Annotated in this window: 13 protein-coding genes; 10 read left to right on the top strand and 3 right to left on the bottom strand. The window is 72.2% G+C overall.

Annotated features, from left to right (window positions below; all coding sequences use genetic code 11):
• The first annotated feature begins 188 nt into the window (after window positions 1-188).
• Window positions 189-3,023, top strand: coding sequence for a leucine--tRNA ligase (gene leuS, locus ABZ738_RS21810; protein ID WP_357215804.1), 2,835 nt, complete (start codon window positions 189-191; stop codon window positions 3,021-3,023).
• Window positions 3,024-3,451: 428 nt separating this feature from the next.
• On the opposite strand, the gene ABZ738_RS21815 is transcribed toward leuS, so the two are convergent.
• From ABZ738_RS21815 to ABZ738_RS21825, 3 genes are read right to left on the bottom strand one after another with little or no spacing between them, the layout of a single operon-like run.
• A complete protein-coding gene (locus ABZ738_RS21815; protein ID WP_343232773.1) occupies window positions 3,452-4,123 on the bottom strand; it encodes a VTT domain-containing protein in 672 nt (223 codons plus the stop codon).
• A 38-nt stretch (window positions 4,124-4,161) separates the two neighbouring features.
• Window positions 4,162-4,881 (bottom strand): glutamine amidotransferase, encoded by a 720-nt coding sequence (locus ABZ738_RS21820; protein ID WP_131053915.1) that lies wholly within the window; start codon window positions 4,879-4,881, stop codon window positions 4,162-4,164.
• Window positions 4,871-6,118 (bottom strand): MurT ligase domain-containing protein, encoded by a 1,248-nt coding sequence (locus ABZ738_RS21825; protein ID WP_131053923.1) that lies wholly within the window; start codon window positions 6,116-6,118, stop codon window positions 4,871-4,873. Before ABZ738_RS21825 ends, ABZ738_RS21820 begins: the two co-directional genes overlap by 11 nt.
• Before the next feature lie 354 nt (window positions 6,119-6,472).
• On the opposite strand from ABZ738_RS21825, the gene mraZ reads away from it, so the two are divergent.
• The 9 genes from mraZ (at window position 6,473) to murG (ending at window position 18,508) form a co-directional block, all read left to right on the top strand.
• Window positions 6,473-6,904 carry a division/cell wall cluster transcriptional repressor MraZ gene (gene mraZ / locus ABZ738_RS21830; RefSeq protein ID WP_131053914.1) on the top strand — a complete coding sequence of 144 codons (432 nt, stop codon included), beginning with the start codon at window positions 6,473-6,475 and terminating at the stop codon, window positions 6,902-6,904.
• Window positions 6,905-7,081: 177 nt separating this feature from the next.
• Entirely contained in the window at window positions 7,082-8,185 is a 1,104-nt protein-coding gene (rsmH, locus tag ABZ738_RS21835) for a 16S rRNA (cytosine(1402)-N(4))-methyltransferase RsmH (RefSeq protein ID WP_357215808.1), read from the top strand.
• Window positions 8,182-8,790: a septum formation initiator family protein gene (locus tag ABZ738_RS21840; protein ID WP_131053912.1), complete on the top strand. Its 609-nt coding sequence runs from the start codon at window positions 8,182-8,184 to the stop codon at window positions 8,788-8,790. Before rsmH ends, ABZ738_RS21840 begins: the two co-directional genes overlap by 4 nt.
• 3 nt (window positions 8,791-8,793) lie before the next feature.
• On the top strand, window positions 8,794-10,992 hold the full coding sequence (locus tag ABZ738_RS21845; RefSeq protein ID WP_357215812.1) for a penicillin-binding protein 2: 2,199 nt from the start codon (window positions 8,794-8,796) through the stop codon (window positions 10,990-10,992).
• A 336-nt stretch (window positions 10,993-11,328) separates the two neighbouring features.
• On the top strand, window positions 11,329-12,888 hold the full coding sequence (locus ABZ738_RS21850) for a UDP-N-acetylmuramoyl-L-alanyl-D-glutamate--2,6-diaminopimelate ligase (RefSeq protein WP_357215815.1): 1,560 nt from the start codon (window positions 11,329-11,331) through the stop codon (window positions 12,886-12,888).
• Entirely contained in the window at window positions 12,885-14,291 is a 1,407-nt protein-coding gene (murF, locus tag ABZ738_RS21855) for a UDP-N-acetylmuramoyl-tripeptide--D-alanyl-D-alanine ligase (protein ID WP_357215818.1), read from the top strand. Before ABZ738_RS21850 ends, murF begins: the two co-directional genes overlap by 4 nt.
• Complete coding sequence (mraY, locus tag ABZ738_RS21860) at window positions 14,288-15,421, top strand: phospho-N-acetylmuramoyl-pentapeptide-transferase (protein ID WP_131056879.1); 1,134 nt, start codon at window positions 14,288-14,290, stop codon at window positions 15,419-15,421. The genes murF and mraY overlap by 4 nt, the downstream gene beginning before the upstream one ends.
• Before the next feature lie 553 nt (window positions 15,422-15,974).
• The gene (locus ABZ738_RS21865; protein ID WP_176095948.1) at window positions 15,975-17,402 is read left to right on the top strand and encodes a putative peptidoglycan glycosyltransferase FtsW; all 1,428 of its coding nucleotides are present in this window, start codon (window positions 15,975-15,977) and stop codon (window positions 17,400-17,402) included.
• Window positions 17,402-18,508, top strand: coding sequence for an undecaprenyldiphospho-muramoylpentapeptide beta-N-acetylglucosaminyltransferase (gene murG, locus ABZ738_RS21870; RefSeq protein ID WP_131057404.1), 1,107 nt, complete (start codon window positions 17,402-17,404; stop codon window positions 18,506-18,508). Before ABZ738_RS21865 ends, murG begins: the two co-directional genes overlap by 1 nt.
• Window positions 18,509-18,681 lie beyond the last annotated feature (173 nt).

Raw genomic sequence — 18,681 nt, forward strand, 5'->3', positions numbered from 1 at the left:
CGGTCATGGCCGGAGTCTTCCTGCTTCTTACCGAGCCGTGCTGATGCGCTGACGGCGCGACAGCACGGCGGCCCCTCCTGCGCGAGGGGCTTTTTCGTGCCCGCCGGGGCCCGGGGCGGGCCGCCGAGCACGGACACGAGACCAGCCAGCACGGAGAAGACCCCGCCGGTCGACGCGAGGAGAAGGCCATGACCGAGGCAGCCGCCAACGACACCCCACCGTTCCGGTACACCGCCGTGCTGGCCGACGAGATCGAACGCCGCTGGCAGGATCACTGGGAACGCGAGGGCAGCTTCCACGCGCCGAACCCGTCCGGCCCGCTGGCCGACCCGGCCCACCCGCGCTCCGGCGCCGAGAAGCTGTACGTGCTGGACATGTTCCCGTACCCGTCCGGCGCGGGACTGCACGTCGGGCACCCGCTGGGCTACATCGGCACCGACTGTTACGCCCGCTACCAGCGGATGGCCGGGCGCAACGTGCTGCACGCGATGGGCTTCGACGCGTTCGGCCTGCCCGCCGAGCAGTACGCGGTGCAGACCGGCACGCACCCCCGGACGACCACCGAGGCGAACATCGAGCGGTACCGGGAGCAGCTGCGGCGGCTGGGACTGGCCCACGACCAGCGGCGCTCGGTGGCCACCATCGAGACCGACTTCTACCGCTGGACTCAGTGGATCTTCCTGCAGATCTTCAACTCCTGGTACGACCGCCAGGCCGGTCGGGCCCGCCCGATCAGCGAGCTGATCGCCGAGTTCGCCGGCGGTACCCGGCGTACCCCGGACGGCCGCCCGTGGGCCGAGCTGTCGTCCGCCGAGCGTCGCGCGATCGTCGACGACCACCGCCTGGCGTACGTGTCGCAGGCGCCGGTGAACTGGTGCCCCGGGCTGGGCACGGTGCTGGCCAACGAGGAGGTCACCGCCGACGGTCGCTCCGAGCGCGGCAACTTCCCGGTCTTCAAGCGCAACCTGAAGCAGTGGATGATGCGGATCACCGCGTACGGTGACCGGCTGCTGGACGACCTGGACAAGCTGGACTGGCCGGAGCCGATCAAGCTCATGCAGCGCAACTGGATCGGCCGATCCACCGGTGCGCACATCGACTTCCCGACCCCGACCGCGCCGATCCGGGTGTTCACGACCCGGCCGGACACCGTCTTCGGGGCCACCTACATGGTGCTGGCACCCGAACACGAGCTGGTCGACGCGCTGGTGCCGGCGGCCTGGCCGGAGGGGACCCGGGACGCGTGGACCGGTGGGCACACCGATCCCCGGGCAGCCGTCGAGGCGTACCGCAAGGCGGCGGCGGCCAAGACCGACGTCGAGCGGCAGGCCGACACCAAGGAGAAGACCGGCGTCTTCATCGGCGCGTACGCCGTCAACCCGGTCACCGGTGGGCAGGTGCCGATCTTCATCGCCGACTACGTGCTGGCCGGCTACGGCACCGGCGCGATCATGGCGGTACCCGCGCAGGACGAGCGGGACTGGGAGTTCGCCGATCTCTTCGAGCTGCCGATCGTGCGTACCGTGCAGCCGCCGGAGGGCTTCGACGGCACCGCGTACACCGGGGAGGGGCCGGCGATCAACAGCGCCGCGCCCGACCGCGACCTGGACCTGAACGGACTGGGGGTGGCCGACGCCAAGGCCCGCATCATCGCCTGGCTGGAGTCCACCGGCGCCGGTCGGGGCGCGGTGACCTACCGGCTGCGGGACTGGCTGTTCAGCCGGCAGCGGTACTGGGGCGAGCCGTTCCCGATCGTCTACGACGCCGACGGTGCCGCGATCGCGCTGCCGGAGGAGATGCTGCCGGTCGAACTGCCCGAGGTGGACGACTTCTCGCCGCGCACCTTCGACGCCGACGACGCCGACAGCGACCCGGAGACGCCGCTGTCGCGCCGCCGCGACTGGGTCGAGGTCGAGCTGGACCTGGGTGACGGGCCGAAGCGGTACACCCGGGAGACCAACGTGATGCCGCAGTGGGCCGGCTCCTGCTGGTACGAGCTGCGGTACCTGGACCCGACCAACGAGGGACGGTTCGTCGACGCGGAGAACGAGCGGTACTGGATGGGGCCGCGCGGCGAGGGCGACTGCGGTGGCGTGGACCTGTACGTCGGCGGCGCCGAGCACGCCGTGCTGCACCTGCTGTACGCCCGGTTCTGGCACAAGGTGCTGTTCGACCTGGGGCACGTGTCGTCGTTCGAGCCGTTCCGCAAGCTGTTCAACCAGGGCTACATCCAGGCGTACGCGTACACCGACGCCCGGGGCGCCTACGTCCCGGCCGAAGAGGTCGTCGAGCGCGACGGCGACTGGTTCCTGGGCGACGTCCAGGTCAACCGCGAGTACGGCAAGATGGGCAAGTCCCTGAAGAACGTGGTCACCCCGGACGAGATGTGCGCCGCGTACGGCGCCGACACGTTCCGGGTCTACGAGATGTCGATGGGGCCGCTGGAGGTGTCCCGCCCGTGGGAGACCCGGGCGGTGGTCGGCTCGTACCGGTTCCTGCAGCGGGTCTGGCGGGCGGTCGTCGACGAGCAGACCGGCGAGTCGCGGGTCACCGACGAACCGGCCGACCAACAGACCCGCCAGTTGCTGCACCGGGTGATCGACGGCGTCCGGGGCGACATGGAGGGCATCCGGTTCAACACCGCGATCGCCAAGCTGATCGAGCTGACCAACGCGGTGACCAAGCTGGCGACGACCCCGCGCGAGGTGGCCGAACCGCTGGTGCTGATGGTGGCGCCGCTGGCCCCGCACATCGCCGAGGAACTGTGGCGGCGGCTGGGTCACCAGACCTCCCTGACGTACGCGGACTTCCCGGTCGCCGACCCGGCGCTGCTGGTCGCCGAGACCGTCACCTACCCGGTGCAGGTCAACGGCAAGGTCCGGGGCCGGGTCGAGGTGCCGGCCGACGCCGCCGAGGACGACGTGCGTTCCGCCGCGCTGGCAGCGGTGGCGGGGGTGCTGGCCGGCAAGGAACCGCGCAAGGTCATCGTGATCCCCGGCCGGATGGTGTCCGTCGTCGCCTGACGCTGTTGGCGAGCTGTTGGTGTAGGTGAGCTGTTGTTGGTGAAAGGAAGGGTCCCCTGCTAACGCCTCGTGCATAGCAGGGGACCCTTTCTAACGTTCGAACGCCGTGCTCGGTGCGGCGGCCGAGCCCTCCAGTGCACGGTATGCGGGCGCGCGTGCGGTGCGAGCCGGCGCTGCGGCGGGCACCCGTGGGGCCACGTGGGCGGGAAGAAGACGTGCCGCACGCTCCGGCGCTACGAAGGCGGCGTCTTCGAGTTCCCGGGGTGCGGCGACTCGTCGCAAGGTCGTGCTCGATCCGGGATCGAGTGGTCTCGTGCTGACACCGAGGCCACTCGATCCAGGATCGAGCGTGATCATGGAGCGCGATGCGGCGAGAGCGGGGGCGCGGCACGATCGCGCTTGCCGAGTTGTTAGCAGGGGACCCCTCCTTACATCTGGGTGGTGCGGCGTCGGCGTTCGGCGAGCCACCAGCGGGTGAGCAGCACCGCGCTGGCGATGAAGCCGAGCGCGGCGGGGGTGGCGGCGAGCCAGTTGACCTCGCCGGGACTGGTGACGGCGGCGCCGACGGCGGCGTAGCCGAACGCCGACGGGGCGGAGGCGATCACGCTGCCGACGAGGAACGGCAGTATTCGCGCGCCGGTGGTGCCGTAGCCGTAGCTGACCAGGCCGTAGCCGGAGATCGGCAGCAGCCGTACGGTGATCACCCCGAGCACGCTCTGCCGGGTGAACCAGCGATCCAGTCGGGCCAACCGGCCCCGGACGCGCTCGGCGACGAACTCCCGCCCGAGCACCCGGCCGACGGTGAAGCCGATCGCCGCCGCCAGCAGGGCGGCCCCCAGCGCGTACGCGGCACCCTCCAGGGCGCCGAAGAGCGCGCCCGCGGCGAGCGTGATGAACGTACGGGGGACCAGTGCCACCAGCAGCAGCGCGCCGCCGAGGACTCCGGCGACCGGGGCGAGACCGCCCAGTCGGTCGCCGAACTGCGGCAGCGCCGTCGGGTCGGGGTGGGGGACCAGGATCAGGGTCACCCCGAACCCGGCGATCAGGAGTAGCAGCAGGCCGAACCGGACGACCGACGGTGTGGTGGCGACCGGCTGCACCGATCGCCAGTACCGTGTGAGCCGCCGGACGGCCGGGGTCATGCCCGGGCGGCGGCCACCGCGGCCCGACGTTCGGCCCGCAGCCGGTCGGCCCAGGTGTCGTCGAGCGGCGGAAGCTGCTGTGCGCCGGTGGCCCAGCGCAGCAGCAGGTCGGCCAGGGCCGGGTTGCGGGCCAGCGCCGGACCGTGGGAGTACGTGCCGAGCAGCTTGCCGCGCCACGCGCCCTCGGTGGCGCCGTCGTTGCCGATCCCGGCGGTGACCCGGGCCAGCGGGGAGACCTCGGCACCGAGACGGGTACGGCCGCCGTGGTTCTCGAAGCCGGTCAGCGGAGGCAGGCCGAGTCGGGCGTCGATGTCACCGGCCAGCTCGCCGACGGCCCGGGTCTCGCCCCGGTCGGAAGAGAGGTCGAGCAGTTCCAGGCCGCGGTACTGGGTGCCCTTGGCGAAGAACGACGTGCCGAGCAGTTGGTATCCGGCGCAGACGCCGAACACCACCGAGCCCTGGGCGACCGCCCGGTGCAGGCCGCCGTCGGTGAGCAGCCGCTGGGCGCCGAGCGCCTGCGGGCCGTCCTCGCCGCCGCCGATGAGGTAGATGTCGGCGGTGGTGGGCATCGGCTGGTCGGAGCGGACCTCCAGCACCTCGATCGGGAAGCCGCGCTGCTGTGCCCGCCGGGCCAGGATCAGCATGTTGCCCCGGTCGCCGTAGGTGGAGAGCAGGTCGGGGTAGATCCAGACGATGCGCAGGGTCTCAGTTGACACGGTCCAACTCCGCTCGGATGTCCTGGAAGGCGGTGTAGTTCGCGATGACCTCCAGCCGCCCCGGCGGCACCGCCCGGATGGCGTCGTCGAACGTGCGGACGTGCTGGAACGGCACGCCGTTGACGTCCAGCCGGACCGCCAGGTCGTACGCGCGGTCGCCGGTGATGAGCACCTGACGTCCGCGTAGCGGGGCGAAGTCGACGTCGAAGAGCCAGGAGGTGTCCAACCCGTCGGGGTCGCGGGCGTTGATGGAGAGCAGGGTCGCGGTGTGCTCGGCCATGTCGAACGCCTCCAGCCAACTGGCCGGGTTCTTCGCCAGCAGCAGCCGGACCAGCCGACCGTCCCGCTCGACCTGGGCGTACCGTCCGGCGACCGAGGTGACGTCGCCGAGGCGGGGGACCGCGTCGAATGGGCGTACGCCGAACTCGGCGGCCAGGGCCAGCGCGGTGGCCGCGTTACCGATGTTGACCTTGCCGGGAAGCTGGAGCTTCACCTTGTACCAGGCGCCGGTGGGGTCGAGGACGCCCTCGTCGTCGACCGTCCACTGCGGCTGCGGGCGGCGCAGCGGGCATCCGCTGCACCACCACTGCTCGCCGGAGCGCTGGATGGTCGAGCCGCACTCGGGGCAGACCCACGAGTCGTCGTGCCACCGCTGACCGGCGGAGAACCAGGTGACGTGCGGTGGGGTGATCCGCTGGTCGTGGGCGGCCGGCGGGGTGGCCGCCCAGACCACCATCGGGTCGTCGGCGTTGGCCACGATGCGGATGTCCGGGTGGCGGACCAGGGCCGCGCGCCAGAGCTGCGCCATCATGGCGACCTCCTTGGCCCGGTCGAGCTGGTCGCGGGAGAGGTTGAGCAGCGCCACGACGTGCGGCTCGGTCGCCTCGATCACCTGCGCAAGGTAGTGCTCGTCGACCTCCAGCACCGCGTACGGGGTGCTGCCCGCCTTGGCCAGGGCCGAGGTGTGCCCGGTGGGCATGTTGGCGCCGAAGGAGTTGGTGGCGACCCGGCCGAGCACGCCGACGGCGGCGGCGGCCAGCCGTGTGGTGGTGGTCTTGCCGTTGGTGCCCGAGACCAGTGCGATGGCCCGTCCGGCGGAGAGGTGTGCCAGCAGGTCCGGGTCGATCTTCAGGCCGATCCAGCCACCGATCACCGAGCCGTCGCCACGGCCCGCAGCCCGCGACAGGGCTGCGGCGGTCCGTGACACGGAGCTGGCCACCTTCGCCCGTAGGGGCATCTTCGCGTCCGTCACGCGAGCGAGGTTACCGGACCAGACCACCCCTCAGATCGCCGCCGAGGGTGTTCCGTTCTGTCCACTTCGTCGGTGAGCGGGGCGGCGGGCGTCCGGACCGGCCCGAGTGGATCTATGTCGGATAGCGGACCACGTCCGCCGCCCCGCCGCCCTCCACTCCGCTCCACCCCGGCTGACGTGCGGTTTTGTGGCGCGCGGCGACGCGCCGCGCGGTCGATTCTGGTTGCGGGTGGAGGGAAGTGGAGTAGAGTGGGGCGCATTGGTGGGGCCGGGAGGGGCCCACCGGCCCGGGGGGTCAACGGCGCGCGAACGCCGTTAAAGGGCGAGGGGGTTGGGCCGATGTTTCTCGGCACCCACACTCCGCGCCTGGACGACAAAGGCCGGTTGATCCTTCCGGCGAAGTTCCGGGATGAGCTGGCGGGGGGTGTCGTGATCACCAAAGGGCAGGAGCGCTGCCTCTACGTCTTTCCGACGCCTGAGTTCCAGCACATCGCGGAGCAGTTGCGCGCGCAGCCGATGACGCACAAGGCGGCCCGGGCCTACAGCCGTGTCTTCTTCGCCAGCGCGCACGACGAGATACCCGACAAGCAGGGCCGGGTGACCATCCCGGCACACCTGCGCAGCTACGCGGGGCTCGACCGGGACCTGGTGGTCATCGGCGCGAGCACCCGGGTGGAGATCTGGGACAAGGTCGCCTGGGAGACCTACCTCGCCGAGAGCGAAGACGACTTCGCCGACATCGAGGAGGGGGTGCTGCCAGGCGGTCTGTAGGGCGTGGCGACGCCCGACGTACTGCGAGATCTCCAGCCGCTTTCGAGTTCCTGGCATCCCTTCCCCGGTGCCAGGCGCACGAGTCGAGAGCGGATGGGGATCTGGCGGTACGACGGCACGGCGTCGTCCGACGAGCAGGACGCGACAACGAGACCGGTTCAACCAGTGGGGGGCGACATGGGGGAGCTACGCGGCACGCATGTGCCGGTGCTGCTTGAGCGGTGTCTCGAGCTGCTCGCCCCCGCGCTGGGTCGAGGCGGCCGTACTGTCCACGTCGACGCGACGCTCGGCCTGGCCGGGCACGCCGAGGCGGTGTTGCAGGCGCATCCGGAGACGATCCTGGTGGGCCTGGACCGGGACACCGAGGCACTCGCACACGCTCGGGTACGGCTGGCCCGGTTCGCCGATCGCGTCCATCTGGAACACGCGGTCTACGACGAGTTGCCCGAGGTGCTGGACCGCTTGGGCTACCCGTCCGTGGACGGTGTGCTCTTCGACCTCGGTGTCTCCTCACTGCAACTCGACGCGCCCGACCGCGGGTTCGCGTACGCACAGGACGCGCCGCTGGACATGCGGATGGACCAGACCCGGGGGGTGACCGCCGAGGAGGTGGTCAACACCTATCCGCACCCGGACCTGGCCCGGGTGCTGCGGGTGTACGGCGAGGAGAAGTTCGCCGGCCGGATCGCCTCGGCGATCATCCGGGAACGGGACCGGGGCCGGATCACCTCGTCGGCGCGTCTGGCCGAGCTGGTGCGGGAGTCGATCCCGGCGCCGGCCCGGCGAACCGGGGGACACCCGGCAAAGAGAACGTTTCAGGCTTTACGGATCGAGGTAAACAGAGAACTGGCAGTGCTGGAGACGGCGCTGCCGGCCGCTCTGGACACACTTTCCGTCGGCGGTCGCATGGTGGTCCTGTCCTACCACTCGTTGGAGGACAGGCTCACCAAGCAGGCGCTCGCCGGCCGGGTCCGCAGTACGGGCCCGGTCGACCTCCCGGTCGAACTGCCCGGGTCGGAGCCGACGTTCCGGCTGCTCAGCCGGGGCGCGGAGCTGCCCGGGGAGAGGGAGGTCGCCGCCAACCCGCGAGCCGCATCGGTGCGGCTACGGGCGGCGGAACGGATCGACCCGCAGGCCCGGCACCAGGGGCGTACCGACCGCGAACGGTACCGGCGCCGGGTCAAGGCGATGCACCAACCGGGGATGGGGTCGGCCGCGGAAACCGGAGGGGGACCGCGGCGGACGCCGGGGGACACGGACGAAGAGGGGGAGGGAATATGAATGTGAGCAAGCGTCGGGACGTCGCCGGCGTCGGGCAGCGCACACCGCGGTCGGGGGGCCGGATCGCGGCGGAGCGGACCCGAGTAGCCGGGAACGACACCCGGCGGCAGGACCGGGTGAGCCGGCTGGACGACACTCGCGCCCGGGGGGCGCGCGAGTTTCCCGTCCAGGGCAGCGCCGCACTGCGTCCGGTGGAACGGGCCGACACCGGCAAGCCGGAGAGGGCCGAGTCGCCGCGGCTGCGGGTCGCCCCGCCGCCGCCGGTGCGGGTGCCCCGGGCACCGTTCGCGGCGCTCGTGGTGGTGCTCGTCGTCGGTGGAGTGCTCGGCATCCTGGCCGTCAACACGAAGATCAACGAGAATGCGTTCCGGCTCGACGAACTCCAGCAGCAGCAGGCCAAGCTCGACGTGGAGCAGCAGCAGCTGAAGAAGCAGATCGCCGAGTCGGAGTCGCCGGGCAACCTGGAGGCCCAGGCCCGCCGTCTGGGGCTGGTCGAGTCGGGCGAGCTGGCGTACATCCGGCTGCCGGACGGCAAGATGATCGGCGTGCCGCAGCCGGCCAGCGGGCAGGTGTCGATCACCAGCCAGCAGGGCTCGGAGGGGTAGGCCGTGCCCTCGAGATCAGACGAACCGCGCCGGGACGCCACAGGCTCCCGGCGCGGTTCTTCCCGTAACGGGGGTGCACCGGACGAGCGCGGCGGCGAGCCGGGTATCGGCGGCATCTCCGACGCCCGCGCGTACACCCCCCGGGGGCGCACCGTCCGGGACGGCGGCGGCCGGGCCGAGCAGCGGCGCAGCCCGCGCACCAGCCGGACCCAGGACCCGTTCCGCCCGGCGTTGCAGGTGCTCGACGGCGGACGCTCCGCCGCCACCCGCGCCGGTGCCCGGTCGGGTGCCGCATCCCGGCGGGAGTCCACCGCCGGCAGGACCACCGTGGTCCGGACCGTCACCGACCGCACCCCTCGGGGCGAGGCGCCGGCCGGGACGCCCCGGCGTCGCGTCGGGGGACGGGAGCCGCGCCGGGGCGACCGCCCGGCCGCCCCGCGCCGCCCGGCCCGCAAGGCGCCGCGTCCGCCCCGGCTCGCCGACCCGGGACGCCGGCTGCGGCTGGGTACCGCGCTCGCGTTGGCCCTCTTCGTCGCCATCGGCGTGCGGCTCGTCGTGCTCCAGACCGTCGACACTCCGGCGTACGCCGACGGCGGCATGGCCGACCGGCTGCGAACCGTGCCGCTGCCCGCGCCGCGCGGGGCGATCTTCGACCGCGACGGTGCCGCCCTGGCGCACAGCGTCGAGGCCCGGTACGTCTACGCCGACCCGACCCGGATCGAGGACATCCCGGCGACCGCGCAGACGCTCTCCCCGCTGCTCGGCATGCCCGCTTCGGACCTGGCCGAGAAGATGAAGCCCCGCAAGCGGATCAGTGGCGTCGACTCCCAGTTCGAGTACCTGGCGCGCGGGGTCACCGTGGCCCGGGCCCGGGAGATCATGGAGCTGGGTCTGCCGGGCATCGCCGTGCACCGCGACGAGCGGCGCGAGGTCCCCGGCGGTGACCTGGCCGCCAACCTGATCGGTTTCACCAGCCTGGACATGGTCGGGTTGGAGGGCCTGGAGGCGCGCTACGACGACCTGCTGCACGGCGAGGACGGCCAGCGTGTCTTCGAGGTCGGCCTGGGCGCGTTGGCCGCGCCCATCCCCGGCGGCTACAGCCGCACCACCAAGGCCAAGCCGGGCAGCTCGATCGTGCTCACCATCGACCGTGACCTGCAGTACACGGTGCAGCGGATCCTCAGCGAGCAGATGAAGGCGGTGCAGGGCAGCACGGGTGCCGCGGTGGTGCTCGACGCGCGGACCGGGGAGGTGCTGGCCCAGGCCAGCCATCCCACCTACAACGCGGCGAAACCGCAGGCGAGCGACCCCACCGACCGGGAGGACGCGGCCACCAGTTTCATCGTCGACCCGGGTTCGGTGCACAAGGCGATCACGTTCGGGGCGGCGTTGCAGGAGGGCGTCATCACCAAGGACACCGTCTTCCCGGTCGCCAACGGAATCCGCAAGGGTGACACCTGGTTCCGGGACACGTTCCCGGCGGACGGCAAGCGGATGAGCGTGTCCGGGATGATGGCCCACTCCTCCAACGTCGGCACCATCCAGATCGCCGACCAGCTCGGCCCGGAACGGCTGCTCGACTACCAGCAGCGGTTCGGGCTCGGCAAGCCGACCGGTGTGGGCATGCCCGGCGAGGCGGGCGGACGACTGCTGCCGGTGCAGGAGTGGAGCGAGTCGTCGCACGGCTCGGTGCCGATCGGGCACAGCGTGGACGCCACGCCGCTGCAGATGGCCGCCGCGTACGCCGCCATCGCCAACGACGGCACGTACGTGCAGCCGAGGCTGGTCAAGGAGACGATCGGGCCGGACGGGAAGCCGACACCGGCCGAGGAGCCGGTGACCCGTCAGGTGCTCAGCCCGAAGAACGCCGCCGAGTTGCGGCACATCCTGGAGGCGGTCACCACCGTGGACAACGCCACCGGACTGTCCGCGGCGGTGCCCGGTTACCGGGTGGCGGGCAAGACCGGGACCGGGTGGCGGCTGGTCGAGGGGAAGAAGCAGCCCGGCGAGGTCGCCTCGTTCATCGGGATGGCCCCGGCGGACAAGCCGCAGTACGTGATCGCGGTCTTCGTGCACAGCCCGAGTGGCGGCGGTGGCCGGGTCGCGGCGCCGGCGTTCAAGGAAATGATGACCTTCGCGCTGCGCCATTTCCGGGTGCCGCCGTCGAGTGATCCGGCCCCGAAATTCACCGTGTTCCCGTAACTGTCGTCGACGTCAATCCTCGGGTCACCGGTTCCGTCACCGGTGACCCGAGGAATTGACGTACGCATATTCGCCGGTGTGCTTTCCGGCCTTTTCGTGGCGACCGTGCCCGGATGCGTCGTCTTTCCGTATCCGTCGTCGGCGGGAATGGTCGTCGACGCCGGAAGTCGTCTGGTCGCGTCCTAACGAGAAGGCGGGCGGTCGCCCTGGGGAGGCGGACGGTCGCCGGGACACCCGCCGGTCGGGTGCCCGATCGTGGCCGTCGGGCGTACGCCTGCCGCATCCACCGGCCGCCACCTGCGGTTCGACTTCGTGCGGCGGAGATTCAGGCGCGCCGTGCGGCCGGACCCGGGCGACCGGGTAGGGTCTGACGCCGTGCGCGGCAATCCTCGTCCCCGTACCGTGACCGGAATCCGGCTCGGTGACCTAGCCGCCCGGCTCGCCGTGGCGCCCTCTACCAGCGCCGATCCGGTGGTGACCGGGGCGACCCATGCCAGTCAGGAGGTCCGACCCGGCGACCTGTACGCGGCCCTGCCCGGCGCCCGCCGGCACGGCGCGGAGTTCGCCGCCGGTGCGGCCCAGGCCGGCGCGGTCGCCGTGCTGACCGACCCGGCCGGTGCCGAGTCGGCCGCCGGCACCGGACTGCCGGTCCTGGTGGTCGACGACCCACGCGCGGCGCTCGGCCCGGTCGCCTCGACGATCTACGGCGACCCGACCGCGCACCTGCTGACGATCGGGGTCACCGGCACCGCCGGGAAGACCTCCACCGCCTACCTCGTCGAGTCCGGGCTGCGCGCCGCCGGCCACACCACCGGCCTGATCGGCACCGTCGAGACGCGCCTGGGCGACCTCGTGGTGGACAGCGTGCGGACCACGCCGGAGGCCACCGACCTGCACGCGATGCTCGCCGCCGCCCGCGAGCGGGGCGTCACCGCGGTGGTCATGGAGGTCTCCAGCCACGCCCTGGCGATGGGCCGGGTCGGCGGGGTGCGGTTCGGCGTCGGCGGCTGGACCAACTTCGGCTCCGACCACCTGGACTTCCACGCCGACGCCGAGGACTACTTCGCGGCCAAGGCGCGCCTCTTCGACGGGCGCTGCGCGGTGGAGGTGCTCAACCGCGACGACCCGGCGCTGGAACCGCTCTTCACCCCGGCCACGGTCAGCTACTCGGCGGCCGGTGACCCGACCGCCACGTGGTGGGCCGAGAAGGTCGACGGCGACGGGTACGCCCAGCGCTTCACCGTGCACGGCCCGGACGGGCTGACGCTGCCCGCCGGGGTGGCGCTGCCCGGCCGGCACAACGTGGCGAACGCCCTGCTGGCCATCGCCACCCTGGTCGCCGCCGGAGTCGATCCGGTGACCGCCGCCGAGGGTGTGGCCGCCTGCGGTGGCGTACCCGGGCGTCTGGAGTCGGTGGGCGTGGCCGGCGGGGTACGCGGGGTGGTCGACTACGCACACAAGACCGACGCCGTGGTGGCCGCGCTGGCCGCACTGCGCGGACTCAGCGCCGGCCGGCTGATCTGTGTGATCGGTGCGGGCGGCGACCGGGATCGGGGCAAGCGGCCCCTGATGGGTGCCGCTGCCGCGGAGGGAGCCGACGTGGTCGTGGTGACCGACGACAACCCGCGTACCGAGGAGCCGTCGGCGATCCGCGCCGAGGTGCTCGCCGGTGCCCACCAGGCTGGTACGGCGGCCCGGATCGTCGAGGTGGCCGGGCGTCGCGCGGCGATCGACGAGGCGGTCCGGCTGGCCGAGCCGCAGGACGTGGTGGCGCTGCTGGGCAAGGGGCACGAACGCGGCCAGGAGATCGCCGGCGAGACGTACCCGTTCGACGACCGGACGGAGCTCGCCGACGCGCTGCGGGCCCGCTTCGGGGACCTGGCGGGGCAGCGGTGATCGCGCTCAGCCTGGCCGAGGTCGCCTCGGCCGTCGACGGTCGACTGGTCGACGCCGACCCCGACGCGCGGATCATCGGCAGCGTCGAGTTCGACTCGCGCAAGGTCGCCGCCGGTGGACTGTTCGTCGCGTTCGACGGGGAGAAGGTCGACGGGCACGACTACGCGGCGGCGGCCGTGGCGGACGGCGCGGTGGCGGTGCTGGGCACCCGCGAGGTGCCCGGCGTACCGATGATCGTGGTCGCCGACGCGTTGACCGCGATGGGTCGGCTGGCCCGGACCGTGGTGGACCGGCTGCCGGAGCTGACCGTGATCGGGTTGACCGGTTCCTCCGGCAAGACCACCACCAAGGATCTGATCGCCCAGCTCACCGCGCGCCTCGGCGAGACGGTGGCGCCGCCCGGCTCGTTCAACAACGAGCTGGGGCACCCGTACACGGCGTTGCAGGCCGGGCCGACGACGCGCTACCTGGTGATGGAGAAGGGCGCGCGGGGCATCGGCCACGTGCGCTACCTCTGCGAGGTGGCACCGCCGCGCATCTCCGTGGTGCTCAACGTCGGGGTGTCGCACATCGGGGAGTTCGGCTCCCAGGAGAACATCGCCGTGGCCAAGGGCGAACTGGTGGAGTCGCTGCCGGCCGACGGCCTGGCGGTACTCAACGCCGACGACCCGCTGGTCGACGCGATGGCGAGCCGTACGGTGGCCCGGGTGGTCCGCTACGGCGAGGCGGCGCACGCCGACATCCGTGCCGAGGACGTGACGCTGGACGAGCGCGGCCGGCCGTCGTACACCCTGGTGACGCCGGAGGGCGACGCGCCGGTGCGGCTCGGGCTCACCGGACGGCACCAGGTCTCCAACAGCCTGGCCGCCGCGGCGGTGGCCCGGGAACTGGGCATGCCGTTGACCGAGCTGGCCGTCGCGCTGGGCGCGCTCGGGCTGGTCTCGACCCGTCGGATGGACGTCTTCGAACGCACCGACGGGGTGACCGTGATCGACGACTCGTACAACGCCAACCCGGCGTCGATGGCGGTGGCGCTGCGTGCGCTCGCCGGCATCGGCAGCGGGAGGCGTACCGTCGCGGTGCTCGGCTACATGGCCGAGCTGGGTGACTTCGAGACGCAGGGGCACGCCGACATGGGCCGTCTCGCGGCCGAGCTGGGCGTCGCCCGGCTGCTGGTGGTCGGTGAGGCCGCGGCGCCGATTCACCACGGGGCGACATCGGTAGGTGACTGGGGAGGAGAGTCGGTGCTGCTCACCGATCAGGCGGCGGCCGTCGAGGTGCTGCGAAGCGAGCTACGGCAGGGCGATGTCGTCCTGGTGAAGGGCTCTCGGTACCGGACCTGGGAGGTGGCCGACGCGCTGCGCGTCGACGTGGCCGCAGACGGCGAGGGTGACGCTTCGTGAGAGCGGTCATCGTGGCCATCGGGGTGGCCTTCCTCGTCTCGCTGTTCTGCACCCCGATCGCGATCAAGGTGTTCACCCGGCTCAAGGCCGGCCAGCCGATCCGGGCCGAGGGCCCGCAGATGCACCAGGGCAAGAAGGGCACCCCGACCATGGGCGGGGTGGTGTTCATCCTGGCCACCGTGATCGCGTACGTGGCCGGCCACCTGGCTCTGACCACCCTGCCGGACGCGCAGATCGCCCAGGTCGAGCCGACCATCACCGCGCTGGTGCTGCTGGGCCTGATGGTCTTCTGCGGCGCGGTCGGCTTCGTCGACGACTTCCTGAAGGTGCGCAAGCGGCACAGCGGCGGATTGAGCGCCCGGGGCAAGCTGCTCGGCCAGATCCTGGTCGGCGCGCTGTTCGGGGTCGTGGCGCTCTATTTCCCGTCCACCATGACCGACGCCAGCGGCGAGGTGACCAACACCGAGACCGTCGGCAGCACGACGCTCAGCTTCATCCGGGACATCCCGGCGCTGGACGTCACCAAGATCGGCGCGGTGGTCATCTTCATCTTCGTGGTGATGGCGGCGACCAACGGCGTCAACCTCACCGACGGCCTCGACGGCCTGGCCACCGGCGCCTCGGTGATGGTGCTCGGCGCGTACGCGGTGATCGCGTTCTGGCAGTACCGGCACTGGTGCGCCGACCCGTCGTACACCGCCAACCCGAACAACTACTGCTACGCGGTCCGGGATCCGCTGGAGATCGCGTTGATCGCCGGTGCCGCCGCCGGTGCCTGTGTCGGCTTCCTCTGGTGGAACACCTCACCGGCCCGGATCTTCATGGGCGACACCGGCGCGCTCGGCCTGGGTGGCCTGATCGCCGGCATGGCGATGTCCACCCGGACGGTGCTGCTACTCCCGATCATCGGTGGGCTCTTCGTGATCATCACGATGTCCGTGGTGATCCAGATCATCTCCTTCAAGACCACCGGCAAGCGGGTGTTCCGGATGTCGCCGCTGCAACACCACTTCGAGCTGGCCGGGTGGAGCGAGGTCAACATCGTGGTCCGGTTCTGGATCATCGCCGGCATCGGTGTCGCCATCGCCCTGGGCCTCTTCTACAGCGACTTCCTCGCCAACATGGGCTGACCCCCAGACCCCCCCGACCCCCTGACCCCCACCCCCACCCGCCCCACCCGCCCTCGCGGCCTTCCCGCCGACCTCGCCCCCGCGATCATGGAGTCGTGGTATGGACGAATGCGTCCGTACCGGCATGAAACGCCGACCACTACTCCCTGATCGCGGGGGCGAGCGGGCGGGCGCGGGCGGGGCGGGCGGTGGGGTGGGGAGGGGTGTGTGGGTGGCGGAGGGTGATCGGTAGGCGGCGGAGTGTGGTTGAACGCACGTTCGACACGCCGACCAGCCGGTACCGCCGGTGTCAGGTCCCCGGAGCGGCGATGATGGCGCTGTGGGGGAGGTGCGAGAAGACGACGGCGCGCGGTCGACCCGGCGGTCGTCCCGGGTAGGAACCACCGGGGGATCGGCCGCGGCGGTCGGAACCGAGGACGCGGCGCGACCCGGCGGATCGGGAGCGGCCGGTGGCACGCGCACGGCCGGTGCCGCGACAGCCGGGGCGGGTACCGGTCGTGCCGGCGGGTCCGGTGCGTCCGGCGAGACGCCGGGTGGTGGGCCGTGGCGTGGCCTGGACGCGGTGGGCGGACTCGCCGCGCTGCGTGGCCTGCTCTCCCGGCCGCTGGCCTCCTACCACCTGCTGCTCGCCAGCGCCGGACTGCTGCTGCTGATCGGCCTGACGATGGTCTTCTCGGCCACCAGCGTGCGCGACTACGCGCAGGGCGGCAGCGCCTCGACGTCGCTGACCAGGCAGGCGATCTTCGCGGTGATCGGCATCGTGGTGTTCTGGGCCTGCCAGCGGCTGCCCGCCAGCACCTACCGGTCGCTGGGTCGGCCGGCGCTGGCCGTCTCGGTGGCACTGCTGGTGGTGCTGAACCTGCTGGAGGCGTACGGGCGGTTGACCGACGGCGAGCCCCGGATCGGCCCGCTGGAGGCCGATCTGCTCTGGCTGTACGTGTTCGGGTTCGGCCTGCAACCCTCCGAGCTGGCGAAGTTCGCCCTGGTGCTGTGGGGGGCGTACGTGTTGGCCCGCAAGGGCGCGGCGCTGGGCTGGTGGCGGGAGCTGGCCACCCCGCTGTTCCCGGTGGTGGCCCTGATGTTCGTCCTGGTCGGCTACAACGACCTGGGCAGCATGCTCTGCCTGCTGGCCCTGGTGGTCGGCCTGCTCTGGGCGGCCGGGGTGCGGTTGCGGATCTTCGCCGCGCTCGGCGCGATCGGCCTGGCCGGCATCGGCCTGTTGGTCGCGGTGGCCTCGCTCGGCGCCGGCTCCGGCGTACGCGGTGAGGAGAACTACCGGCTCGCCCGGCTCACCGTCTTCTTCAACCCGCCGCCGCTGGACGACTGCCGCGACGCGCTCTGCTACCAGATGGTCCAGGCGCGCTACGCCATCGCCAACGGCGGCTGGTTCGGCACCGGGCTGGGGCAGGGGCGCACCAAGTGGGCCTGGTTGCCGGCGGCCGAGAACGACTTCATCTTCGCGGTCATCGCCGAGGAACTCGGGGTGGTCGGCTGCGCGGTGGTGGTGGTGCTGTTCGCCGTCCTCGCCTACACCGGCCTGCGGATCGCCCGCCGCGTGGACGACCCGTTCCGCCGGCTGGCCGCCGCCGGGGCCACCGCGTGGCTGGTCGGCCAGGCGTTCATCAACATGGGTGGCGTGATCGGCCTGCTGCCGCTGACCGGTGTGCCGCTGCCGTTCATCTCCGACGGCGGCAGCGCCCTGGTCGTCACGCTCGCGGCGGTCGGCATGCTGGCCTCGTTCGCCCGGGCGGAACCCGATGCGGCCCGGGCCCTGCATGCCCGTCCGCCGGCCCGGTGGGTCCGACTAGTGTGGGCTCCGTTGCCGCCGCTTCCCGGCCGACGCCGCCGCGCGGCGCCGCCGACGGCTGCCCGTGGGTCCGTACCCCAGGCACGCAAGCGGCGCAGTGACGACCAGGCCGCACCGCGTGGCACCCGGGAGGGCCGGGGCCGTGGCGGGTCGGCGGACGAGAGGAGACGTTGATGGGTCCGCTGCGTTCGGTGGTGCTCGCAGGAGGTGGCACCGGGGGGCACATCTACCCGCTGCTCGCCTTCGCCGACTGCCTGCGCCGACACGACCCCGGCGTCCGGATCACCTGCCTCGGCACACCCAAGGGCCTGGAGAACGAGCTGATCCCGCCGGCCGGCTACGACCTGCGCAACATCCCGGCCTACCAGCTGCCCCGGTCGGTCAACCTGAACCTGGTCCGTACCCCGGGCCGGATGTGGACGGCGGCCCGCGCGGCCGGCAAGGTGATCGACGAGGTGCGCGCCGACGCGGTGGTCGGCTTCGGCGGGTACGTGTCAGTGCCGGCGTACCTGGCCGCGTGGCGGCGGGAGCTGCCCATCGTGATCCACGAGGTGAACGTGCCACCGGGGGTGGCCAACCGGCTGGGCATGAAGTTCACCAAGCACATCGCGGTGGGTTTCCCGCACCAGCCGGCCCAGGCCGAGTCGCTGCGTGACGCCCGGGTGGTCGGGGTGCCGCTGCGCCGGGCCATCGCCGGGCTGGACCGGGCCGCCATGCGCAACGCCGCCCGCGCCCACTTCGGACTCCGTCCCGACCTGCCGGTGCTGTTCGTCGCCGGTGGATCGCAGGGCGCCCGCTCGATCAACCTGGCGGTGGCCGGGGCGGCCAAGGAGTTGGCCCGCAACGGCATCCAGGTGCTGCACGTGATGGGCGCCCGCAACGAGCCGGTGCCGGTCCCGACCGACCTCCCGGTGCCGTACGTGAGCCTGCCGTACCTCTCCGACATGGATGCCGGGTACGCCGCCGCGGACCTGATGCTGGGCCGGGGCGGGGCGATGACCTGTGCCGAGGTGGCCGCGATCGGCCTGCCGACCATCTACGTGCCGTACCCGCACAGCAACCAGGAGCAGAAGCGCAACGCGTTGCCGGTGGTGGAGGCCGGTGGCGGCCTGCTGGTCGACGACGCGGAGCTGACCCCGGACTGGCTGGAGCGGACGGTGATCCCGCTGGTCCGCGACCCGCAGCGGCTGCACGCGATGAGTGAGGCCGCCGCCGGGTACGGCCGGCGCGACGGCGACGAGGCACTGCTGAACTTCGTCTACGAGGCGGTGAACCGGTGAGTCGGCCGAGTTCCCGAACGAAAGGTTGGCTCCGGTGAGCGCGAGGAGTGAGCCGGGGTTGCGAGCCCCGGAGTCGCGAACGAAAGGTTGGCTCCGGTGAGCGCGAGGAGTGAGCCGGGGTTGCGAGCCCCGGAGTCGCGAACGAAAGGTTGGCTCCGGTGAGCGCGAGGAGT

It is taken from the genome of Micromonospora sp. NPDC047793 (assembly GCF_040642635.1).
Taxonomy (GTDB): domain Bacteria; phylum Actinomycetota; class Actinomycetes; order Mycobacteriales; family Micromonosporaceae; genus Micromonospora.